The organism is Streptomyces sp. BYX5S, from assembly GCF_054724165.1.
Genome location: NZ_CM138829.1, coordinates 1571104 through 1592656 on the forward strand (window position 1 = coordinate 1571104; position 21553 = coordinate 1592656).

At 73.3% G+C, this 21553-nt stretch carries 18 protein-coding genes; 7 read left to right on the plus strand and 11 right to left on the minus strand.

All coding sequences use genetic code 11. The annotated features are described in order from the left end of the window. Positions 1-166 precede the first annotated feature (166 nt). Together ACYBSK_RS07050 and ACYBSK_RS07055 are read right to left on the minus strand one after the other, a co-directional pair. Positions 167-805, minus strand: coding sequence for a DUF305 domain-containing protein (locus ACYBSK_RS07050; protein WP_460245525.1), 639 nt, complete (start codon positions 803-805; stop codon positions 167-169). Next, a complete protein-coding gene (locus tag ACYBSK_RS07055) occupies positions 802-1509 on the minus strand; it encodes a DUF3105 domain-containing protein (RefSeq protein ID WP_460245526.1) in 708 nt (235 codons plus the stop codon). Before ACYBSK_RS07055 ends, ACYBSK_RS07050 begins: the two co-directional genes overlap by 4 nt. A 235-nt stretch (positions 1510-1744) precedes the next feature. Between ACYBSK_RS07055 and ACYBSK_RS07060 the strand changes: the two genes are divergently transcribed. Together ACYBSK_RS07060 and ACYBSK_RS07065 are read left to right on the plus strand one after the other, a co-directional pair. Beyond that, complete coding sequence (locus tag ACYBSK_RS07060; RefSeq protein ID WP_457475998.1) at positions 1745-3106, plus strand: glutamine synthetase family protein; 1362 nt, start codon at positions 1745-1747, stop codon at positions 3104-3106. Positions 3107-3202: 96 nt separating this feature from the next. Further along, positions 3203-3730, plus strand: a complete 528-nt coding sequence (locus ACYBSK_RS07065) for a DUF4231 domain-containing protein (protein WP_460245527.1) — start codon at positions 3203-3205, stop codon at positions 3728-3730. Here ACYBSK_RS07065 and ACYBSK_RS07070 read toward each other — a convergent pair. After that, positions 3715-4149 carry a VOC family protein gene (locus ACYBSK_RS07070; protein WP_460245528.1) on the minus strand — a complete coding sequence of 145 codons (435 nt, stop codon included), beginning with the start codon at positions 4147-4149 and terminating at the stop codon, positions 3715-3717. The genes ACYBSK_RS07065 and ACYBSK_RS07070 overlap by 16 nt on opposite strands. A 38-nt stretch (positions 4150-4187) precedes the next feature. Beyond that, positions 4188-4619 (minus strand): VOC family protein, encoded by a 432-nt coding sequence (locus tag ACYBSK_RS07075; RefSeq protein ID WP_457476000.1) that lies wholly within the window; start codon positions 4617-4619, stop codon positions 4188-4190. 147 nt (positions 4620-4766) lie between these two features. Here ACYBSK_RS07075 and ACYBSK_RS07080 point away from each other — a divergent pair, with 147 nt between their 5' ends. Continuing rightward, positions 4767-7793: a bifunctional [glutamine synthetase] adenylyltransferase/[glutamine synthetase]-adenylyl-L-tyrosine phosphorylase gene (locus ACYBSK_RS07080; protein WP_457476001.1), complete on the plus strand. Its 3027-nt coding sequence runs from the start codon at positions 4767-4769 to the stop codon at positions 7791-7793. A 289-nt stretch (positions 7794-8082) separates the two neighbouring features. On the opposite strand, the gene ACYBSK_RS07085 is transcribed toward ACYBSK_RS07080, so the two are convergent. After that, on the minus strand, positions 8083-8691 hold the full coding sequence (locus ACYBSK_RS07085) for a TetR/AcrR family transcriptional regulator (RefSeq protein WP_460245529.1): 609 nt from the start codon (positions 8689-8691) through the stop codon (positions 8083-8085). A 149-nt stretch (positions 8692-8840) separates the two neighbouring features. Between ACYBSK_RS07085 and ACYBSK_RS07090 the strand changes: the two genes are divergently transcribed. Both ACYBSK_RS07090 and ACYBSK_RS07095 read left to right on the plus strand, forming a co-directional pair. Beyond that, complete coding sequence (locus tag ACYBSK_RS07090) at positions 8841-10307, plus strand: APC family permease (protein WP_460245530.1); 1467 nt, start codon at positions 8841-8843, stop codon at positions 10305-10307. 144 nt (positions 10308-10451) lie between these two features. Then, a complete protein-coding gene (locus ACYBSK_RS07095; protein WP_460245531.1) occupies positions 10452-12026 on the plus strand; it encodes an amidohydrolase in 1575 nt (524 codons plus the stop codon). A 39-nt stretch (positions 12027-12065) separates the two neighbouring features. Here ACYBSK_RS07095 and ACYBSK_RS07100 read toward each other — a convergent pair whose 3' ends face one another. Both ACYBSK_RS07100 and ACYBSK_RS07105 read right to left on the minus strand, forming a co-directional pair. Further along, positions 12066-12902 carry a phosphatase PAP2 family protein gene (locus ACYBSK_RS07100; protein ID WP_460245532.1) on the minus strand — a complete coding sequence of 279 codons (837 nt, stop codon included), beginning with the start codon at positions 12900-12902 and terminating at the stop codon, positions 12066-12068. 75 nt (positions 12903-12977) lie between these two features. Then, positions 12978-14024 (minus strand): LacI family DNA-binding transcriptional regulator, encoded by a 1047-nt coding sequence (locus tag ACYBSK_RS07105; protein WP_457476006.1) that lies wholly within the window; start codon positions 14022-14024, stop codon positions 12978-12980. A gap of 215 nt (positions 14025-14239) precedes the next feature. Here ACYBSK_RS07105 and ACYBSK_RS07110 point away from each other — a divergent pair, with 215 nt between their 5' ends. Further along, positions 14240-15856 (plus strand): SpoIIE family protein phosphatase, encoded by a 1617-nt coding sequence (locus ACYBSK_RS07110; protein ID WP_460245533.1) that lies wholly within the window; start codon positions 14240-14242, stop codon positions 15854-15856. Between the two features lie 125 nt (positions 15857-15981). After that, positions 15982-16329 (plus strand): 5-carboxymethyl-2-hydroxymuconate Delta-isomerase, encoded by a 348-nt coding sequence (locus ACYBSK_RS07115; RefSeq protein ID WP_460245534.1) that lies wholly within the window; start codon positions 15982-15984, stop codon positions 16327-16329. A 313-nt stretch (positions 16330-16642) separates the two neighbouring features. Here the strand turns inward: ACYBSK_RS07115 and ACYBSK_RS07120 are convergent, their stop codons facing one another. From ACYBSK_RS07120 to ACYBSK_RS07135, 4 genes are all read right to left on the minus strand, one after another. Then, positions 16643-17347 (minus strand): TetR/AcrR family transcriptional regulator, encoded by a 705-nt coding sequence (locus tag ACYBSK_RS07120; RefSeq protein ID WP_457476009.1) that lies wholly within the window; start codon positions 17345-17347, stop codon positions 16643-16645. A 78-nt stretch (positions 17348-17425) separates the two neighbouring features. Further along, positions 17426-18511, minus strand: coding sequence for a PDR/VanB family oxidoreductase (locus ACYBSK_RS07125; protein ID WP_460245535.1), 1086 nt, complete (start codon positions 18509-18511; stop codon positions 17426-17428). Continuing rightward, complete coding sequence (locus ACYBSK_RS07130) at positions 18508-19401, minus strand: metal-dependent hydrolase (protein ID WP_460245536.1); 894 nt, start codon at positions 19399-19401, stop codon at positions 18508-18510. Before ACYBSK_RS07130 ends, ACYBSK_RS07125 begins: the two co-directional genes overlap by 4 nt. A gap of 170 nt (positions 19402-19571) precedes the next feature. Continuing rightward, positions 19572-21500 (minus strand): hypothetical protein, encoded by a 1929-nt coding sequence (locus ACYBSK_RS07135; RefSeq protein WP_460245537.1) that lies wholly within the window; start codon positions 21498-21500, stop codon positions 19572-19574. Positions 21501-21553 lie beyond the last annotated feature (53 nt).

Sequence of the window (21553 nt, forward strand, 5' to 3'; positions counted from 1 at the left end):
GTGCGGGAGACGCTGGGGTGCGGGGTAACGCCGAGATGCGTGTGTGATGCACCCGTTGGGGGCCACTCTCGCCAACAACCGTTCACGCGAGGGAAATGAGACGATCAAGACAACGTCAAGTCGGTCCAACTCCGGTCGCAATCAACCGGTTTGAGTGCATGAGCTGTCATTCCGCGGTCGCGCCGCGCTTCTTCAGCAGCCCCGTCATCAGCTCGATCTCGGACTCCTGCGCCGCCACCATGCCGCGGGCGAGCCGCCGTTCCGCCGGGACCTCGCAGCGCCGTACGCACCCCTCGGCCATGTGCACGCCGCCCTTGTGGTGCGCGACCATCAGCCGCAGATACCGCACCTCGGCCGTCCGCCCGCTGCCGGCACGCAACCGCTCCAACTGCGCGTCGGTGGCCATCCCCGGCATCAGCGCCCCGTCCTCGCCCGCCGGGGCGTCACCCATCCCCATCCACGCCATCGGCGGCTTCGCCGACACCTTCGGCAGCTCCCACAGATCGAGCCAGCCGAGCAGCATGCCGCGCTGGTTGGCCTGGGTCTGCGCGATGTCGTACGCGAGGCGGCGCACCTCCTCGTCCTTCGTGCGGTCGCGCACGATGAACGACATCTCGACGGCCTGCTGGTGGTGCACGGACATGTCGCGCGCGAACCCGGCGTCCGCGGACCCGCCGCCCGGCGCCTTCTGTCCCTTCGCGTCACCGTCGTCCTCCGCGCCGGGGGAGCACGAGACCGCCCCGCCGCCCGCCAGGAGCGCCCCCACGACGGCCGACGTCAGCCACCCGGCCGTACGGCGCCTCACTTCGCCAGGCCACCCGTACAGGGGGCGCCCGGCTCGGGGGTCTGCTTGCCCTGCACGTACGCGGCGAAGAACGCGTCGACGGCCGGGTCGGAGGCGCTCTTCACGGTCCGCTGGTGCCCCCAGGCGCTGAGCATGATCGGATCCTTCTGCCCCTCCAGCGGGCTCATCAGTGAGAACGGCGTCCGCTCCACCTTCGCGGCGAGCGCCTCCACGTCCTTGCCGGTCGCCTTGTCGTTGTATGTCACCCAGACCGCGCCGTGCTCCAGGGAGTGCACCGCGTTCTCGTCGCGCAGGGGCTGGTCGTACACGTCGCCATTGCAGTTCATCCAGGCCTGGTCGTGGTCGCCGCCCACCGGCGGTGTCATCGGGTAGGCGACCTCGGTGGCGACGTGGTCGCGGCCGAGCTTGCCGCTCCAGGTGCCGACGCCGTTCTTCGCGTACGAGAAGTGGCCGGGCGCGCGGGAGGCGGGCGGCTTGCCGTCGGACCCGCCGGAAGCGCTGCTGGAACCGGCCACGTCCCCGGACCCGCCGTCGTCCTTCGTCACGAGCCAGACACCGCCCCCGACGAGGGCCGCCACGACGACGGCGCTCAGTGCGACGAGCGTGATCCGGCCACGCCGCTCGCGGGCCTGCTCGGTGCGGCGCATCTGCTGTATACGATCCCGGCGCGAGCTGCCGCTGGGCGTGTTCTCATCGGACCCCATGGCCGTTGATCGTAGTGCGGGCAGGCCGGCCCGGGGGGACGATCGCGCAGGCCCGCGGAGGGCGGGCACTATGGGCATGAGGGGTGCAGCAGGCACTATGAACACAACACCGGCCGATCAAGGACGATCAAGGTCGGCAACGCGCCGGAAACGGGCGTGTGGTGGGATGTGACCAGGCCCTCTGGACGGCGTGGGAGCTGTAGGCCTGACCAGCAAGGATGGGTGGAAGCGAGAGATGGACAAGCAGCAGGAATTCGTGCTCCGGACCCTGGAGGAGCGCGACATCCGGTTCGTACGTCTGTGGTTCACGGACGTGCTGGGCTTCCTGAAGTCGGTGGCCGTGGCCCCGGCCGAGCTGGAACAGGCCTTCGACGAGGGCATCGGCTTCGACGGCTCCGCGATCGAGGGCTTCGCCCGGGTCTACGAGTCCGACATGATCGCCAAGCCGGATCCGGGCACGTTCCAGGTTTTGCCGTGGCGCGCGGAGGCGCCCGGTACGGCGCGCATGTTCTGCGACATCCTGATGCCCGACGGCTCGCCGTCCTTCGCGGACCCGCGCTACGTCCTGAAGCGCGCCCTCGCGAAGACCTCCGACCTCGGCTTCACCTTCTACACCCACCCCGAGATCGAGTTCTTCCTGCTCAAGGACAAGCCGCTGGACGGCACCCGCCCGGTGCCCGCCGACACCTCCGGCTACTTCGACCACACCCCGCAGAACGTGGGCATGGACTTCCGCCGCCAGGCGATCACGATGCTCGAATCCATGGGCATCTCGGTCGAGTTCAGCCACCACGAGGGTGCGCCGGGCCAGCAGGAGATCGACCTGCGCTACGCGGACGCGCTCTCCACGGCGGACAACATCATGACGTTCCGTCTGGTCATGAAGCAGGTCGCGCTCGAACAGGGCGTCCAGGCCACCTTCATGCCGAAGCCGTTCTCGGAACACCCGGGATCGGGCATGCACACGCACCTCTCGCTCTTCGAGGGCGACCGGAACGCGTTCTACGAGTCGGGCGCCGAGTACCAGCTCTCCAAGGTCGGCCGCTCCTTCATCGCGGGCCTGCTGAAGCACGCGGCGGAGATCTCCGCGGTCACGAACCAGTGGGTCAACTCCTACAAGCGCATCTGGGGCGGCTCCGAGCGCACCGCGGGCGCCGGCGGCGAGGCGCCCTCGTACATCTGCTGGGGCCACAACAACCGCTCGGCCCTCATCCGCGTCCCGATGTACAAGCCCGGCAAGACGGGCTCGGCCCGCGTCGAGGTCCGCTCCATCGACTCCGGCGCCAACCCGTACCTGACCTACGCGGTCCTGCTGGCCGCAGGCCTGAAGGGCATCGAAGAGGGCTACGAACTCCCCCCGGGCGCCGACGACGACGTCTGGGCCCTCTCCGACGCCGAACGCCGCGCCATGGGCATCGAACCCCTCCCCCAGAACCTCGGCGAGGCGATCTCCCTCATGGAACGCAGCGAACTGGTCGCCGAGACGCTGGGGGAGCACGTGTACGACTTCTTCCTCCGGAACAAGAAGCAGGAGTGGGAGGAGTACCGCTCGGAGGTCACGGCGTTCGAGCTGCGGAAGAACTTGCCGGTGCTCTAGCCAAGGCAGACGGCCGGTCTCACCATCGGGCGACGGGGCCCGCGGCGGTTGCCGCGGGCCCCGTTTCCGTAGCCGGAGGACTGATGGGGGCGGCGTATGGCTCTGCTGAAGCCGGGGGGCATGGACGTGCCGCCCGATCCGCCCGAGGGGGTCGATGCGCTTGCCGTCGTGGCGCACTACCTGGCCTGGTACGACACGGAATACGCGCGGATCCGGCAGCTGTCCAAGGAGCGGGTCGGTCAGGTCATCACGTTGATGGCCGGGCTGAACGCGGCGATCGCCGTTCTCGGGGTCGCCAGCGCCGCCTGGAAGTACCCGTGGTTCGGGCTGGCGAGCACGGTGCTGGCCGGGCTCGCCGCGATTCTGGCGGCGCGGAACAACCTGTTTCGCGACCAGGAGTTGTGGCAGCTGCGGTCCGTGACGCTGGCGAGTCTTCAGCAGCTCAAACGTGAGATGTACCTGCGCGCGGCGTCGGGCGAGGAGCCCGGGGCGCTCGCGCGGGAGCTGGCGGCCAAGCTGGACGCCGTCCTCGGCAACGATCTCGACGGCTGGTCGGCGATGGGCAGGACGATGGCCGCCCCTGCCCAGGCCCCGGCCTCGGACGACGGTCAGTCGGCGCTCTGAGTGCCCAGCGCGTCCCGCAGCGGCACCGACGCCCGCTTGCGGTATTCCTGGATGGCCCAGCCGTTGCCGTCCGGGTCGGTGAAGTGCATGAAGGTGCCGCCGTCGTCGGGGCCGAAGGAGACCGGTTCCGAGACGTCGACGCCGCGGGCGGTCAGGTCGTCGCGGGCGGCCTTGATGTCCGTCACGACCAGCTGGAGGCCGTGGTACGTGCCGGGGGAGGGGGTGCCGGTCGGGATGGGGACGCCTGCGGAGAGGACGATCGAGCAGCCCGAGCCCGGCGGGGTCAGCTGGACGATGCGGCTGCCGGGCATCAGCTCGCGGTCGACGTCGCAGTGGAAACCCACCTTGTCGACGTAGAAGGCCTTCGCGCGGTCGATGTCCGTGACGGGGAGCGGGATCACTTCCAGGGTCATGTCCATGAGGTCAACGTAGGCGCGAACGGAACATTCCGCACCGGTCAGCGCTGCGCCAGCGGGGCCGGGGCCTCCTGGACCGTCCAGCCGTTGCCGTCCGGATCCCGGAAGAACATGAACGAGTTCCAGACCTCGCCGCGCCCCTCCTGCCACCCCTGCGGCCCCGCGTGCTGCACCGGGCTCACGTCCACACCCCGCGCCAGCAGCTCCTCGCGGGCCGCCGCGATGTCGGTGACGCAGACCTGGAGCCCGGTGAGCGTGCCGGGGGCCAGGGGCTGCTGGCCGGGCGCGCCCGGCAGGCCCTCGGTGAGCGAGACGGAACAGCGGGAGCCGGGCGGGGTCAGCTGCACGATGCGGATGCCGGGGGCGACCTGGCTGTCGAGGTCGACCTTGAAGCCCACCTTGTTCGCGTAGAAGTCCTTGGCACGGTCCACGTCGGAGACCGGAACGACGATTACCTCAAGGGTCCATTCCATGGCCGGACCGTACGACGCACCCCACGGCTTGGCGAGGGAACGCGCCCCTTCCGCTTCGGCGACCCGCGCCGCGCCCGCTCGACCCATCGGCGCCGCGCACCGCGCAGTAGGCTCAAGGCCACCGTTGATCGAACAGGAGGCCGGGCCATGATGTCGGTGCCGCACGAAGGCGGACGGTGGTGGGAGACGGGTGGCCGCCGCAGCAGTACGTTCACGCGCCTGCTGCGGCACGGCTTCACCGATCCGTCCGCCGCGGAGCGGCTGCTCGACGCCCCCGGTCTGTCCGCCGTGCGCACCGACCCGCTGCTCCTCGACGCCCTCGGCGCCACCGCCGACCCGGACCTGGCGCTCCTGGGCCTCGTCCGGCTCGTCGAGGCGCAGGAGGACGAGACGGGGCGGCGCGAACTGCTCGACACGCTCATCGCCGCCAAGCCGCTGCGCGACCGGCTGCTCGGCGTGCTCGGCGCCTCCGAGGCGCTCGCCGACCACCTCGCCCGCCACGCGAAGGACTGGCGGGCCCTCGTCACGTACGAGCCGCGCGATCTGCACCCGGGCGTCGAGGAGTTCGAACGGGAACTCGCCGACGCCGCCGACGAGGACGCGCTGCGCATCGGCTACCGGCGCTGCCTGCTGTCCATCGCCGCCCGCGACGTGTGCGGCACCACCGACATAACGGAGACCGCCGCCGAACTCGCCGACCTCGCGACGGCGACGCTGCGCGCGGCCCTCGCCATCGCCCGCTCGGCCGCGCCCGGCGACGCCGCGCTGTGCCGGCTCGCCGTGATCGCGATGGGCAAGTGCGGTGGCCACGAACTGAATTACGTGTCCGACGTCGACGTCATCTTCGTCGCGGAGCCCGCCGACTCCTCCGCCGACGAGGGCAAGGCGATCCAGGCCGCCACCCGGCTCGCCTCGCACATGATGCGGATCTGCTCCGACACCACCGTCGAGGGCACCATCTGGCCCGTCGACGCCAACCTCCGCCCCGAGGGGCGCAACGGGCCGCTCGTGCGGACGCTCTCCTCGCACCTCGCCTACTACCAGCGGTGGGCCAAGACCTGGGAGTTCCAGGCGCTGCTCAAGGCCCGGCCCGTCGCCGGCGACCCCGAGCTCGGCGAGGAGTACGTCGAGGCCGTGTCGCCGATGGTGTGGCAGGCGTCCGAGCGGGAGAACTTCGTCCCCGACGTGCAGAAGATGCGCAAGCGGGTCGTCGCGAACATCCCGGCGGGCGAGATGGAGCGCGAGCTGAAGCTCGGCCCCGGCGGCCTGCGGGACGTCGAATTCGCCGTGCAGCTCCTGCAGTTGGTGCACGGCCGCACCGACGCCGCGCTGCGCAGCGGCACCACCCTCGACGCCCTCGCCGCGCTCGCCGACGGCGGCTACGTGGGGCGGGTCGACGCCGTACAGCTCGACGACGCCTACCGGTTCCTGCGTACGCTCGAACACCGCATCCAGCTGTACAAGTTGCGCCGCACCCACCTGGTGCCGGAGGACGACGCCGACCTGCGCCGCATCGGCCGCTCGATGGGCATGCGCACCGAACCCATCACCGACCTCAAGCGGGCCTGGAAGCGGCACACGTCCGTCGTGCGCCGCCTGCACGAGAAGCTTTTCTACCGGCCGCTGCTCGACGCCGTCGCCGGGCTCGGCCCCGGCGAGACCCGGCTGCGCGCGGACGCCGCCCGCGAACGTCTCGTCGCGCTCGGCTACGCCGACCCCAGCGCCGCGATGCGCCACCTGGAGGCGCTCGCCTCCGGCGTCAGCCGCAAGGCCGCCATCCAGCGGACGCTGCTGCCGGTGCTGCTCGCCTGGTTCGCGGACTCCGCCGACCCGGACGCCGGGCTGCTCAACTTCCGCAACGTGTCAGACGCGTTGGGCAAGACGCCCTGGTACCTGCGGCTGCTGCGCGACGAGGGCGCCGCCGCCGAGAACCTCGCGCGGATCCTGTCCGCCGGGCGCCTCGCCCCCGACCTCCTCATGCGCGCACCCGAGGCGGTCGCGCTGCTCGGCGACGAGCGGGGCCTGGAGCCGCGCGGGCACGCCCAGTTGACGCAGGAGGTGCTCGCGGCGGTGCGGCGCTCGGACGGCGGCGAGCAGGCCGTCACCTCGGCGCGTGCGCTGCGCCGCCGTGAGCTGCTGCGCACGGCGGCCGCCGACATCATCGCCTCGTACGGCACCGAGGACACGCCCGCCGTCGCCGACCAGGGCGCGCTCGTCGACCAAGTGGGCGCCGCCGTCTCGGACTTGACCGCCGCCACGCTCGACGGGACGCTGCGGGCCGTCGTCCGGGACGGGTGGGGCGACACCCTGCCCACCCGGTTCGCCGTCATCGGCATGGGCCGCTTCGGCGGGCACGAGCTGAGCTACGGGTCCGACGCCGACGTGCTGTTCGTGCACGAACCCCGTGAGGGCGTCAGCGACCAGGAGGCCGCGCAGGCGGCGAACAAGGTGGTCTCCGAGATGCGCCGGCTGCTCGCGCTGCCGAGCGCCGATCCGCCGCTGCTCATCGACGCGGACCTGCGCCCCGAGGGCAAGTCCGGGCCGCTGGTGCGGACCCTGAAGTCCTACGAGGCGTACTACCGGCGCTGGTCGCTGGTGTGGGAGTCGCAGGCGCTGCTGCGGGCGCAACCGGTCGCCGGGGACGAGGAGTTGGGGCGGGAGTTCATCGAGCTGATCGACCCGTTGCGGTATCCGGCGGAGGGGCTCGGCGACGACGCGGTGCGCGAGATCCGCCGCCTCAAGGCGCGCATGGAGTCGGAGCGGCTGCCGCGCGGGGCCGACCCCACGTTGCACGCGAAGCTGGGCCGGGGCGGGCTGTCCGACGTCGAGTGGACGGTGCAGTTGCTCCAGTTGCGGCACGGCTGGGCGGAACCGGGGCTGCGGACCACCCGCACCCGCGAGGCCCTCGCCGCCGCGTGCGCCGCCGAGCTGATCTCCGCGGAGGACGCCGCGATCCTCGACGAGGCGTGGGTACTGGCCGCGCGGGTGCGCAACGCCGTGATGCTGGTGCGGGGGAGGGCGGGCGACACGTTTCCCTCGGACGGGCGTGAACTCGGCGCGGTCGGGCGCTACTTGGGGTACGACCCCGGTCACGTCGGCGACATGCTCGACGACTACCGGCGTACGACGCGGCGGGCGCGGGCGGTGGTGGAGGACCGCTTCTACGGGGGCTGACCTCAGCCGACACCGGGGCCGGGCCTCTCCGAGGGCGCTGCCCGCGCCGGGGTGCCGCCTTGCCCACCCTGCCGCCCTTGGCGGCAGTTTGCCCAAGGCGGCGGGGAGCCGTCCGCCCGTCCGCCGCCGGGCATCTTCAGCCCCTCCGGCGCTTGAGGAGCGGGGTCCGGGGCGGAGCCCCGCGGCGGTACCGGGGCCGGCCACGACGATCCCCCGCGCCGCCGCCCCACGGCGGATGCCGTCCGTCGCGAACCGCCGGGACCAACGTCCCACCGCCCCTACGTGGCCCTTACGCCTCCAGCAGCGCCCGGCAATGCGCCACGAACCCCGCGAGCGCCAGCTCGAACGCCGCGTCGGTACGGCCCTCGGGCCCCGCCCCGAGCGCCCGCTCCAGCAGCGGCGTCGCGCCCTCCTCCGACGGCTCCCACATCGTGTCGGGCGCCGCCATGTCCAGCGCCGAACCCAGCACCATGTTGTCCAGAGCGATGATCACCGGCATCACGTCCGGCAGCGCGAACCCCGCCTCCAGCAGCAGCGCCACCCCCAGCTCGTACTGCGCCAGCACCCGCGGCGCGCGGACCGGATGCGTCGTCAGCAGCGGGATCGCCTTCGGGTGCGCGGCGAAGGCGGCGCGGTAGGAGCGGGCCCACCCGGCGATCGCCTCGTCCCACGGGAGCCCCGAGGTCAGCGGCGCCTCGTCGATCGCGGAGCAGACCCGCTCGCGCAGCAGCTCCACGATGTCGTCGCGGCCGTCCACGTGGTGGTAGAGCGATCCCGCCTGCACCCCGAGCCTGCGTGCCACCTGCGGAACGCTGAACTCGCCGTTCTCGTCGACGATCTCCAGCGCCGCCGTGGCGATCCGCTCCCGGTCGAGGAGGGGTGTGCGTGGCCGTCCCATCCCGGTCCCTCCTGTCGTGCCGCGCGTCGTGCTGCGAAAAATCGGGTCTTCCCGTGAGCCCAACGGGAGGTTACATTGCGAAAACCAAAAGCCTTTAGATTTACGCCCGTCCGCAGTGCGGGCCTGCCGCCAGAAGGGCTTCCTCACGCATGTCCGCGACCTCCCCGAAGACCGGAGCCGACGCCGCCGCCGACGCCGCCGCCCCGCCGAGCGCGCCGCCCAGCCTTCGCACGGGCACCCTCGGCACGTCCGACATCGCGTTCTTCGTCGTCTCCGCCGCCGCCCCGCTCACCGTCATGGCGGGCGTCGCCCCCATCGCCATCGCCCTCGGCGGTGTCGGAGCGCCCGCCGGTTACCTGCTCGCCGGCATCACCCTCGCCGTCTTCGCCGTCGGCTTCACCGCGATGAGCCGCCATGTCACCGGCGGCGGCGCCTTCTACTCGTACATCACCCAGGGCCTCGGCCGGCCCGCCGGGATCGGGGCTGCGCTGCTCGCGATGGTCGGCTACAACGGCATGGAGATCGGCGTCTACGGACTCCTCGGCTCCGCCACCCAGGACACCGTGCACTCCCTGTTCGGCGCGGACGTGCCGTGGCTGCCGGTCTCCCTCGCCGGGCTCGCCCTGATCTGGTACGGCGGCTACCGCTCCATCGACTTCGGCGCCAAGGTCCTCGGCGTGCTGCTGATCGCGGAGACCGGCATCCTCGTCCTCCTCGCCGGCGGGGTGCTCCTCAAGGGCGGCGCGCACGGTCTCTCGGCCGCGTCCTTCGCGCCGGACAACGTCCTCGTGCCCGGCACCGCCGCCGTCCTCGCGTTCGCGTTCGCCGCGTTCACCGGGTTCGAGTCGACCGTCATCTACCGGCGCGAGGCCCGCGATCCGCACCGTACGGTGCCGCGCGCCACGTACATCGCGGTCGCCTTCCTCGGCCTCTTCTACGCCTTCACCGTGTGGATCGCCATCCAGTCCTTCGGCGACGCGCACGTGGTCGCGGCCGCGGGCGACGACCCGGCGAACCTCTTCTTCACCGCCATCACCACGTTCGTCGGCGGGTGGGCGGCGGACCTGATGCACGTCTTCATCGTCACGAGCGTCATCGCCTCGCTGCTCGCCTTCCACAACGCGATCAACCGGTACGCGCTCGCTCTCGCGGACGAGGGGGTGCTGCCGCGGGCGCTCGCCCGCATCCACCCCAAGCACCGTTCGCCGTACGTGGCCGGGCTCGCGCAGACCGTTCTCGGGGCGGTCGTCGTGCTCGGCTTCTGGGCGGTGGGGGCGGACCCGTACGACCAGCTGCTGCTGTGGGTCAACACGCCCGGGATGCTGGGCCTGATGGCGCTTCAGCTGCTCGCGGCGCTGGCGGTGCCGTTCTTCTTCCGGCGGATCACGCATGCGGAGGGGGTGGTGCGGACGGTGGTGGCGCCGGTGGTGGCGACGGTGCTGCTCGCGGTGGCGATCGGTCTGGTGGCCACGCACATCGACCTCTTCACGGGGGCGTCCCCGCTGGTCAACTGGATCCTCATGGCGGTCGCCCCCGCCGTCTTCGTCCTCGGCCTCGCCCTCGCCTGGCGCCTGCGGCGCTCCCGCCCCACCACGTACGCCCGCTTCGGCCAGTAGCCCTCCCACGCCCCGGGGCTCCGCCCCGCCCCCCGCTGCTCAATCGCCGCAGAGGCTCCATCCCCCAGGGGCGCGGGGAACTGCGCAAAGAACCGGACCACCGCAGGACCGCACCCGGCGAACAGAAACGGAGTTCACCGCACCATGGCATCCGCCGACCTCCTCCTCACCGACACCCACCTCCACACCCTCGACCCGCACCGGCCGAAGGCCACCTCCGTGGCGGTGGCCGGCGGCCGCATCGTCGCCGTGGGTGACACCCACGACCTCGTACGGGACTGGTCCGGACCCGGCACCGAACGGCTGGACCTCCGCGGCGCCCACGTGACCCCCGGCTTCGTCGACGCGCACAGCCACCCCGTGTGGGGTCTGGAGATGGCCACCGGAGCCGACCTCACCGGCGTCACCGACCTCGACGGACTCCGCGCCGCCCTGCGCACAGCAGCCCGCCTCGACGGCTGGGTCATCGGCTGGGGGCTCGACCACAACGCCTTCGGGGGCCGGCCGATCCACCGCGAACTGATCGAGGACGCGCTAGACGGCACCCCCGCCTTCCTGCGCCTCTACGACGGCCACTCCGCCCTCGTCAGCTCCGCCGCCCTCGCCGCCGCCCGCGTCACCGGGCCCCGCTCCTTCGCCCAGCGGTCCGAGATCGTGTGCGACGCCGAGGGGCGGCCCACCGGGCACCTCGTCGAGCACGCCGCCATGGACCTGGTGTACGAGGCCGCGCCCCGGCCCTCGTACCAGGACCGCCGCGCCGGACTCGTCGAGCTGCTGAGCGCCATGGCCGCCACCGGCCTCACCGGCGCCCACGTCATGGACGGCTCGGGACTCGACCTGCTCGCCGCCGTCGAGGAGGAGACGGACCTGCCGCTGCGGCTGACCGTCTCGCCGTGGTGCATGCCGGGCGTGGACGGGGACGGGCTGGACGAGCTCGTCGCGCTCCAGAAGCTCGGCGGGCGGCGCTGGACGGTCGGCGGCGTCAAGTTCTTCATGGACGGCACCGTCGAGGGCGGCACCGCCTGGCTGGAGCACCCCGACTGCCACGGTCAGGGGACGGACGCGTTCTGGCCGGACCCGGCCGCGTACAGCGACGCCGTACGGCATCTGCACGCGGCCGGGGTGCGGACCGCGACGCACGCCATCGGGGACGCCGCCGTGCGGCACGCCCTCGACACCGTGGAGGCGCTCGGCGCGAGCGGCCGCGGCGCGCACCGCATCGAGCACATCGAGTCCGTGCCCGACGACACGCTCCCGCGGTTCGCCGCGCTCGGCGTCACCGCCTCCATGCAGCCGCCCCACACCGCGTACACGAAGGGCGACCACAGCGACGAGTGGTCCAAGCGGCTCGGCGACACCCGGGCCGCGCGCGCCTGGCGCACCCGTGACCTGTGGGACGCGGGCGCCGTGCTGGCGCTCGGCTCGGACTGGCCGATCGCCCCCTACGACGCCCGGAGGGTGCTCGCCATGGCGCGGGTCCCGGAGGGCGCGGCGGGCCCCGCGCAGGGGCTCACCGGACTGGAGGCGCTGGAGGGCGTCACCTCGCACGCGGCGATCGCCGCGGGACAGGCCGCGCGGGCGGGGCGGATCGCGGTCGGTCTGCGCGCCGACCTCACCGTGCTCGGCGTCGACCCGGTCGCCGCCCCCGCCGACGAGATCGCCGACGCCCCCGTCCGGCTCACCGTCACCGACGGCCGGATCACGCACCGCGGCGAATGAGGCGGTGCGGCGGGGCGGCACCCGTGGGCGCCGCCCCGCTCACACCTTCGCGGGCAGCAGCGGCGCGGGCACCAGGCGCGGCAGCGCGTACGGCAGCGTCCCGTACCAGACCCGCGCCACCGCGAAGCCGAACGCCAGGCAGACCAGGCCGCCCACCGCGTCCAGCCAGAAGTGGTTCGCCGTCGCCACGATGACCACCAGCGTCAGCGCCGGGTACACGAGCCCGAGGACCCGCACCCACGGCACCGAGGCCAGCGCGAAGATCGTCACGCCGCACCACAGCGACCAGCCGATGTGCATGGACGGCATCGCCGCGTACTGGTTCGACATGTTCTTCAGGTTGCCCGAGGCCATCGAGCCCCAGGTGCCGTGGACGGCGACCGTGTCGATGAAACCGGCGCCGTTCATCAGGCGCGGCGGCGCCAGCGGATAGAAGTAGTAACCGACCAGAGCGACCGCCGTCGTCGCGAACAGAGCGAGGCGTGTCGCCGCATAGCGCCCGGGATGGCAGCGGAACAGCCACACCAGGACGGCCAACGTGATGACGAAGTGCAGTGTCGCGTAGTAGTAGTTCATGCCCACGATGAGCCAACTCACCGAGTTCACGGCATGGTTGACGGTCTGCTCGACGGCGATCCCCAGGCTGTGTTCCGCCCGCCAGATCCAGTCGGCATTGCGCAGCGCCTGCTCCTTCTGCTCCGGGACCGCGTTGCGGATCAGGGAGTACGTGTAGTAACTCACCGCGATCAGCAGGATCTCGAACCAGAGACGCGGACGCCGCGGCACCCGAAGGCGACGCCCCGCGCGGTCTTCCGCGATGGGTGAGGTGGTGGCCCCTTTTCGGCCTTCACGTGTCGTCACGGTCGTTTCACCCATAGACACAGAGTCTGCCAGATTCCGGCCCCCCGACCGATCATCCCCTGGGCGGGTCCCGGCCGCACCCGCTACGCCCTACGGACGAGGTCTGACCCCTACGGAAACCGCTGCTGACGCGGCCGTGGACCCCCGCACCACCAGCTCCGGCATGAACACGAATTCGCTCGGCGGCGCGGGCGTGCCGCCCACCGCCTCCAGCAGCGTGTGCACCGCCGCCTGGCCCATCGCGTGCACCGGCTTGCGGATCGTGGTGAGCGGTGGATCGGTGAACGCGATGAGCGGAGAGTCGTCGAAACCGACCACGGAGACGTCCCCCGGCACGTCCAGGCCGCGCTCGCGCACCGCCCTGATCGCGCCCAGCGCCATCATGTCGCTGGCGCACACCACCGCCGTGCAGCCCCGGTCGAGGAGCGCCGCCGTCGCCGCCTGCCCGCCCTCCAGGGTGTACAGGGAGTGCTGCACGAGGTCCCGCTCTATGGCGTCGGCGCTCAGGTCGAGGCGCTCCGCCATCGCGCGCACGAACCCCTCGATCTTGCGCTGCACGGGCACGAAGCGGCGCGGCCCGACGGCGAGCCCTATCCGGGTGTGGCCCAGCGACAGCAGGTGGGTGACCGCGAGCCGGGCCGCCGCCCGGTCGTCCGGGGAGATGAAGGGGGCCGCGACCGCGGGCGCGTACCCGTCGACGAGGACGAAGGGGACGCCCTGGCCGCGCAGCCGCTCGTAGCGCCCCGTGTCCGCGGTGGTGTCGGCGTGCAGCCCGGAGACGTAGATGATGCCGCTGACGTCGCGGTCGACCAGCATCTCCGTCAGCTCGTCCTCCGTGGAGCCGCCCGGCGTCTGGGTGGCCAGGACCGGCGTGTACCCCTGCCGGGTCAGGGCCTGCACCACGACCTGGGCGAGCGCGGGGAAGATCGGGTTCTCGAGTTCCGGGGTGATGAGGCCGACCAGGCCGGCGCTGCGCTGCTTCAGGCGCACCGGGCGCTCGTAGCCCAGCACGTCGAGCGCGGCGAGGACGGACTGACGGGTGGCCGAGGCGACCCCCGACTTCCCGTTGAGCACGCGGCTGACGGTCGCTTCACTGACCCCCGCTTGGGCTGCGATGTCGGCAAGGCGTGCGGTCACGGACGGGACCTTACCCGTCACTTGCCGCATTGCCCACCGAAGGGGGAAGTGCCGGACGGGGAAGTGCCGGACGGGCAAGCCGCGTTGGCCCGGCCACCCGGAACGGTGAACCGGTCGAAGGACGGGTCGCGACGGGGCTGCCCGGCGGTAGCTTGGTGAGGGTGCGGGCCGAGGGGGCCCGCACGCACCGTACTTGCCTCCCGAGGGGCCGTCTCGTGAACGCCAAGGTTCAGGGACCAGGGACCGACGTCGGATGCACGGTCCTGGTGGTCGACGACAGCGCCGCCAGCCGGTACGCGCTGGGCGCCGTGCTGAGCCGGGCCGGGCACGTCGTGATCACCGTCGGCACGGCCGGCGAGGCCCTGGTCGAGCTCGACGTGCGGCTGCGCTCCGGGGCGCTGCCCGATCTGGCGCTCGTGGACGTCGGGCTGCCCGACCTCAGCGGGTTCGAGCTGTGCCGCCGGGTCAAGGCGCTGCCCTCGCTCGCCGGGATCCCCGTCGTGCACTTCTCCGCCCGCCCCTCCGGCCCCGAGGACCGCTGCCAGGCGCTCGACGCGGGCGGCGAGGCGTACCTCGCGGTGCCCGCCGAGCCGGAGGAGATCCGCGCCGTGGTGCGGGCCGCGCTGCGCGGCGCGCGTGAACTCACGTCCAGCCAGGCCCGGTTCGACCATCTGACGCTGCTGTCCAAGACCGTCGTCGACGTCCAGGGCGCGCGCAGCCTCGCCGAGCTCGCGCGGACGGCCGCCGCCGCGGCGTCCCGGCTCACCGGCGGCGACGCCGCCGTCTTCGTCCTCGGCGACCACGGCGCCGTGCACAGCGGGATGTCCCGGTCCACGCCCCGGACCACCGCGCCGGACGCCTCCGCGCGCGAGCGGGCCGTCGGGCTGGTGCGGCAGATCAGCTGCGGGCCCGGCGGGGTGCGCACCACGGTGCAGCCCGCGTCCGCCTGGCCGCAGGCGTACTTCGGGCGCGGCGGCGCCCGCCTCACGCTCGCCCGCACCCGCGACGGGCGGCGCGCCGTGTGCCTGGCCACGCCCGGCTTCCCGGACCCCGACGGGCGGATCGCGCCGCTCGTCGCCCAGCTCGCCCGCGCCATCTCGCTCGCCGTGGAACCCCTGGTCCGGTACGAGCAGGAGCGCCACGTCGCCCACACGCTGCAACGCAAGTTCCTGCCCGCCGAGTTGCCGCCCTTCCCCGGCGTCGACATCGACTTCCGCTACGAGCCCGCCTCCCAAGAGGTGCAGATGGGCGGGGACTTCTACGCGGCGCTGCCGACGCCCGACGGGGTGCTCGTCGGCGTCGGGGACGTCGTGGGGCACTCGCTCGACGCGGCCACCGTCATGGTCGAGCTGCGGCACGCGCTGCGCGCCTACTGCCTCGACGACCCGCGCCCCGACCGGCTCGCGACCCGGCTCGACCGGCTGCTCCAGCACTACCACCCGACGCTCACCGCCACGCTGTGCCTGGCCCTCGTCGACCCCGTGACCGGGCGCACGCGGGTGGCCAACGCGGGGCACATCCCGTCGCTGGTCGTGCCGGTCGACGGCGAGGTCGCCTACGTCGAGGCGGCGGGGCCGCTGCTCGGGCTCGGGCTGCCGCACCCCGAACCCTCCGTCGTCGAACTCGCGCCGGGGGACCGGCTCCTCATGGTCACGGACGGGCTCGTGGAGACGCGGGGCGTCGACCTGTCGGTGTCGATGGAGGAGCTGCGGCAGGCGGCGTCGTCGGCCCCGGCCGAGCCGGGCGCGCTGTGCGACGCGCTGCTCGCGCGCTTCGGGCGGGACCGGGCGGACGACATCGCGCTCCTCGCGCTGCGGCGGGATCCGGTGTGACGCGGGTGCGGGCCGGGGTGGGAGCCGGGGGTGTCCGTTGGGCGGGACGTGATTGTGCGGGCGGGGGACTTCGGGCGAAGGTGAGCGCCGACACGCATTCACCCACGACGCTACGGAGTACGTCCATGCCTCAGATCACCGTCGACCACTCCGCGGAACTCGACGACCGGCTCGACCGGGAAGGGCTCGCCGCGTCGGTGCACCAGGCCGCCGTCGACACGGTGGCCGCGCGGGTCGCGGCCTGCAAGACGCGGTTCCGGCGGGTCGGGGTGACGGTGGTGGGGGACGGGCCGGCGGCGGTCGTGCATGTCGAGGTGGCGTTGCTGGCCGGGCGGACGGAGGAGGCGAAGGTGGCGCTTGCGGAGGCGATCCTCGCGGCTCTCCCGCACCACATCAAGGAGCCCGCGGGCGTCCACCTCTCCGCCGAGGTCCGCGACCTCACCCCGTCCTACCGGTCGGCCCTGGGCGCCTGACCTCACGCCCCGGGGCTCCGCCCCGGACCCCGCTCCTCAATCGCCGGAGGGGCTTGAAGGATCGGGGCTCCGCCCCGGACCCCGCTCCTCAATCGCCGGAGGGGCTTGAAGGATCGGGGCTCCGCCCTGGACCCCGCTCCTCAAACGCCGGAGAGCTGAAAATGCCCGGCGGCGGACGGGCGGACGTCTCACCGCCGCCTTGGGCAATCTGCCGCCAGGGGCGGCAGGGTGGGCAAGGCGGCACCCCGGTGCGGGCAGCACCTTTGAACGAGCCCGGCCCCGGTACCGCCACGGGGCCCCGCCCCTGAGGGGCTCAAGCGCTGGAAGGGCTCGGGACGAGGGACGTGAGGCGGGCGGTCAGTGTGGCGAAGGGGCCGTCGGCCGGTTCGTCGGTGAGCAGGGCGCGCAGGAGGGCCGCCATCTCCTCGTCGTGGGTCGCGCTCACCGCCGCCAGCGCCGCGAAGTCGTGGACCAGTTGCAGCTGGAGCTCCTCGCGGGGGATGCGCCGCCCGTCCAGCCAGATCAGCGCCGTCGACTCCGCGAGCGAGATCCACGAACGCACCACGAGTTCGAGGCGCGCGGACGGCGCCACCACTCGCAGATGCGCCAGGATCTGCACGTACGCCGCCTGCCGCACGGAGTCGATGAGCGCGTTCGTCGTGGACGACCCCACCGCCGGGCCGCCGCGCATCAGCGCCGAGAACCCCGGCCCGTGCTCGTCGACGAAGTCGAAGAACCGGCCCATCACCCGCAGCAGCCGCGCCCCCAGCGGCCCCTCCTGCGGCTCCTCGAACCGCTCGGCGAGATCCTGTGCCGCCCGCCGCAACGCCGCCTCGTACAGGCTGAGTTTGCCCGGGAAGTAGTGGTACACCAGCGGCCGCGAGATTCCCGCGGCGGCCGCTATCTCGTCGATGGAGACCTCGTCGGGGGAGCGGTTGCTGAACAGTTCGAGGGCGACCCCGATCAGCTGCCGCCGCCGCTCCTCGACTCCCAACCTGCGCCGCACCCCGGTAGTCATGCCGAACACTCTACCGAGCGGATCCGGCCTCCCCGCCGGACCCCGGGACGCCCCGCGCACGGCACCGCCCCGCACCCGCTACAGGTCCAGCACCAGCCGCTCGCCCCGCGCCCGCGACACACAGATCAGCATGGAGTCGCCGCGCTCCGCATCCGTGAGCAACTCGTCCCGGTGCTCGATCTCCCCTTCCACGACGCGCTGTTGGCACGTCCCGCAGAACCCCTGCTCGCAGGAGTACGCCACGCCCGGCACCGCCGACCGCACCGCGGCGAGCACCGTCGAGTCGGCGGACACCTCCACCACCGTGCCGCTGCGCCGCAGCTCGACCTCGAACGGGCCGTTGCCCTCGGCGGAATTGCGTGGCGTGAACCGTTCGGTGTGCAGCGTGCAGTGCTCCGGCAGCGCCGCCTCCACGGCCGCCATCAGCCCCTCGGGCCCGCAGCAGTACACGGCCGTGCCCGGCACCGCGTCCGCCAGCGCCGCCGCGACGTCCGGCCGCCCGTCCGTGTCCTCCGCCACGACCGCGACCCGCCCCGCGACGGCGCCGCCCAGCTTCTCCACGTCCTCCACGAACGGCATGGACGCCCGCGTCCGGCCCCCGTACAGCAGCGTCCACCGCGCGCCGCGCGCCTCGGCCTCCCGCAGCATCGGCAGGATCGGCGTCACCCCGATGCCGCCCGCGACGAACACGTAGGCCGGGGCGTCGGCGTCGAGCGGGAAGCGGTTGCGCGGCCCGCGCACCTCCACCTCCGCACCCACCCGCACCCGCTCGTGCACCTCGCGCGACCCACCGCGCCCGCCCTCGCCCTCCGGCACGAGCCGCGTGGCGACGGTGTACGAGGACGTGTCCTCGGGGTCCCCGCACAACGAGTACTGCCGGACGAGACCGGAGGGCAGCACCAGGTCGACGTGGGCGCCCGGCCGCCACGCGGGCAGCGTCAACCCCTGTCCTTCCAGGCGGAGTTCGACGACCCCGTCCGCCACCCGCTCGCACCGCGTCACGAGCAGCTTCAGGGCCCGCGCCCGCGGCCGCCCCGACGTCGGCTCCTCCAGGGCGGGCATCGGCCACAGCGGTGAGCGCCGCACCCGCCCCCGCAGCGCGCGCCGGGCGACGACCACGGCCCCGCCGACGAGCGCCGCCCGGCGCAGCGTCCGGGCGTTCACCGGGCGGCTCCGTGACGCGCGGCCTCCCGGGCCTCGGCGGCCACCGCGGCGGGGGAGGAGGCGAGGTAGGCGACGGCCTGAGCGGTGTCGCCCTCCTGGTCCGGGTGGTAACTCCGGCTCAGATAGCGGGGGATGGAGCGCGCCATCGCCCCCGTCGTCGGCAGCACGCCCCGCTTGCCGCCGCGGTAGAACTGCCCGAAGCTCGCCTTGCCGTCGATCAGCGTCGGATCGTTCTCCATGAAGAACCGCGCGCCGCGCTGCCACAGGAAGACCAGCGCGGTGAAGGCCGTCGCCCACGTGCGCACCCGGCGCCGGTAGCTCCCGTCGAGGTGCTCGAACAGCTCGAAGGCCACCGCCCGGTGCTCGACCTCCTCGGCCCCGTGCCACCGCAGCAGGTCCAGCATCGTCGGATCGGCGCCCCGCCGGTCCAGCTCGTCCGCGTTGAGCACCCAGTTGCCGAGGAACGCCGTGTAGTGCTCGATCGCCGCGATCAGCGCGACGCGCTCCATCAGCCACCACTGCCGCGCCTTGCCCGGCGGCAGCGTCCGGTCACCGAGCAACTTCTCGAAGAACCAGTCGAGTTGCGCCGTGTACGGCGTCGGGTCGAGCCCCTGCTCCCGCAGATGCGGCAGCACCTCGTCGTGCGCCTGCGAGTGCATGGCCTCCTGGCCGATGAACCCGATGACGTCCTCCCGCAGCCGCTCGTCCGTGATGTACGGCAGCACCTGCTTGTAGACGTGCACGAACCAGCGTTCCCCGGCAGGGAGCAGCAGGTGCAGGACGTTGATCGTGTGCGTGGTGAACGGGTCGTCCGGCAGCCAGTGCAGCGGAGTCCGGTCCCAGGCGAACGAGACCTGGCGTGCCTTCAACGGGACGCGCGTATTAGACATGGCGTCAATGTACTGACGGGTAGCGTCGACGAACACCCCTCGCGCACCACTTTTCCCGATCAAGCAGCGCGCCGCGATCGCCCCCAGCAGCCATCGGCGGCGATCGAGCTCATTCAAGCCCCTGCGGCGCTTGAGCAGCGGGGGTCCGGGGCGGAGCCCCGCGGCGTCGGCTACTTCAGGGGCCGCACCTGCGCCCCACCGGCCGCCCGCCCACTGAGCGTCACCTCCGCACCCCGCGCCACCGGCACCGCGAGCACCTCCCCGTGCGCCTCCCGCCCGGCCGCCGCCACCGACCGCACGCCGCTCCCCGCGGCCACCAGGTACCAGGCCCCGCCCCGCGACTTCCACCGCACACCCGCCAACACCCTCGGCTCCCGCGCCCCGCACGCCGGCGACGTCTCCGACTTCGCGGCGACGACCGCGGCACCCGCCCCCGGCGCCCGGAACAGCGCGAGGGTCCGGGGCCCCGTGCCCCGCCACGTCTCGGCCCGCGTGCACAGCCACTGGGCCGTCCCGTTGGACTCCGGCAGCTCCTGCCGCGCGTACGCCCACGCGTTGACGGACCGCACCCCGTGCGATCGCGCCGCCGTCAGGGAACACGCCGACGGGGCCCAGTCCGCGGCGCGCGCCTCGCGGGGCGCGCCGGGGCTGCCCGCCGTGAGGTGCGCGGGCACCAGCTCGCCGAGGTCGGTGCTGAGCCGGGTGCCGTCCGCATCCGTGAGGGACAGCGCGTTCCACGACGTGCAGGAGGACGCCAGCGCCGGGCTCGGGAACGGCGCCGTCACCCCGTCCCGCGTGCGCGCCAGGGGCCGCGCCGCGGCGGACGGCTTCAGCAGGTCGCGGGTGGCGGCGCGGGTCACCCACGGTGCGGTCAGGTAGCGGACGTTGCCGTCGGCCCGGTCCATCACCACGGCCCCGGCACCCGCCCCGCTCGCCCCGTCGACCCGTGCGAAGTCGAGCGCCGCCCCGGTCGTACCGCTCTTCGGCTCGGCGTAGCGCACGATGCGCAGCCCGTCGTAGAGCAGCACGACGCGGGCCTGGTCGAGCTCGCCCGCGTACAGCAGCTGCGGCGGTCCCGGCGGGGCGCCGGCCGGGGTGCCGGGGGTCGCCGAGACCTCCACGGATTCGCCGGGCCGCGCCCACACGGCGAGCGCCCTGCGCAGCAGCTCCTTGTCGCCGGTGAGCGAGCCGCGCGCGGGCCACACCGAGAAGTCGGTGCGGTCCGACGTCTTCCACGCGGTCGGCGACACCTTCGTCAACTTTCCCGGCTTCAGGGCCGCTTGGGCCGCCGGGTTCTGCGCGTACGGCGGCGCGGCGGCCCCGTCCGGGGCCCAGCCGTCGCCCGGCAGACCGAGCAGCGCGCCGCACACGAGCGTCGCCGCGACCGCCGCGATCGCGGCCTTCAGGTGCTGGCGGCGGCGCATCAGATCGGTGGGCCGCGCGTGCAGCGAACACGGGTCGAACTCGGGTGATTCGAGGAGCGCCGCTCCGGCCCCGCCCGCCGCGACGTCCGCCTCGGTCGCGCCGCGCGCCTCCGCGAGGGCGCCGGCCGCGTCCTCCTCGGCGCAGCCCGCCTCGACGAGGGCCGCGCGGACGGCGTCGTCGTCCAGCCGCTCCAGACCGCGCAGCACGTACGCGGCGCGCCCCGGTCCGCTCAGCGCCGACAGCCGCTGGTCCAGGGCGAGTTCATCGGCGCCGCCCGACTTCGGGAACAGCCGAAGGCCCCACACCTGCGGCAGCACCGGCGGCAGCTGCGCCCGCTTCGGCCAGGCCGCCCGCCGCAGCGGCAGCCCCGCCTCCAGCGCGGCGCGCAGCACCTTCAGGCGTACGTAGGCGTACCCGGGGTCGCCGGTGCGGCCCGCGGCGTCGCGGGGCGCCGGGACGGCCGCCGGAGCGTTCGCCGTGCGGCCGCGGGGCAGCGCCCGCTGGGCGACCGCGTGGGCGGTCAGCACCCGCCGGTTGCGCCCGAGGCCGGGCGGCAGCACGAGGTAGGCCAGACGGACCAGTCGGGGGTAGTGCTCGATCAGGGCGGCCTCGGCCTGCTCGACGTCGATGACGGCGGCCGGCCCTGCGGGCGGGGGCGTGGTTTCCTGTTGCACCTTTGACTGCACGTTCAGCAGAACGAGCGAATCGTGGGATGGTCACAGTCCCG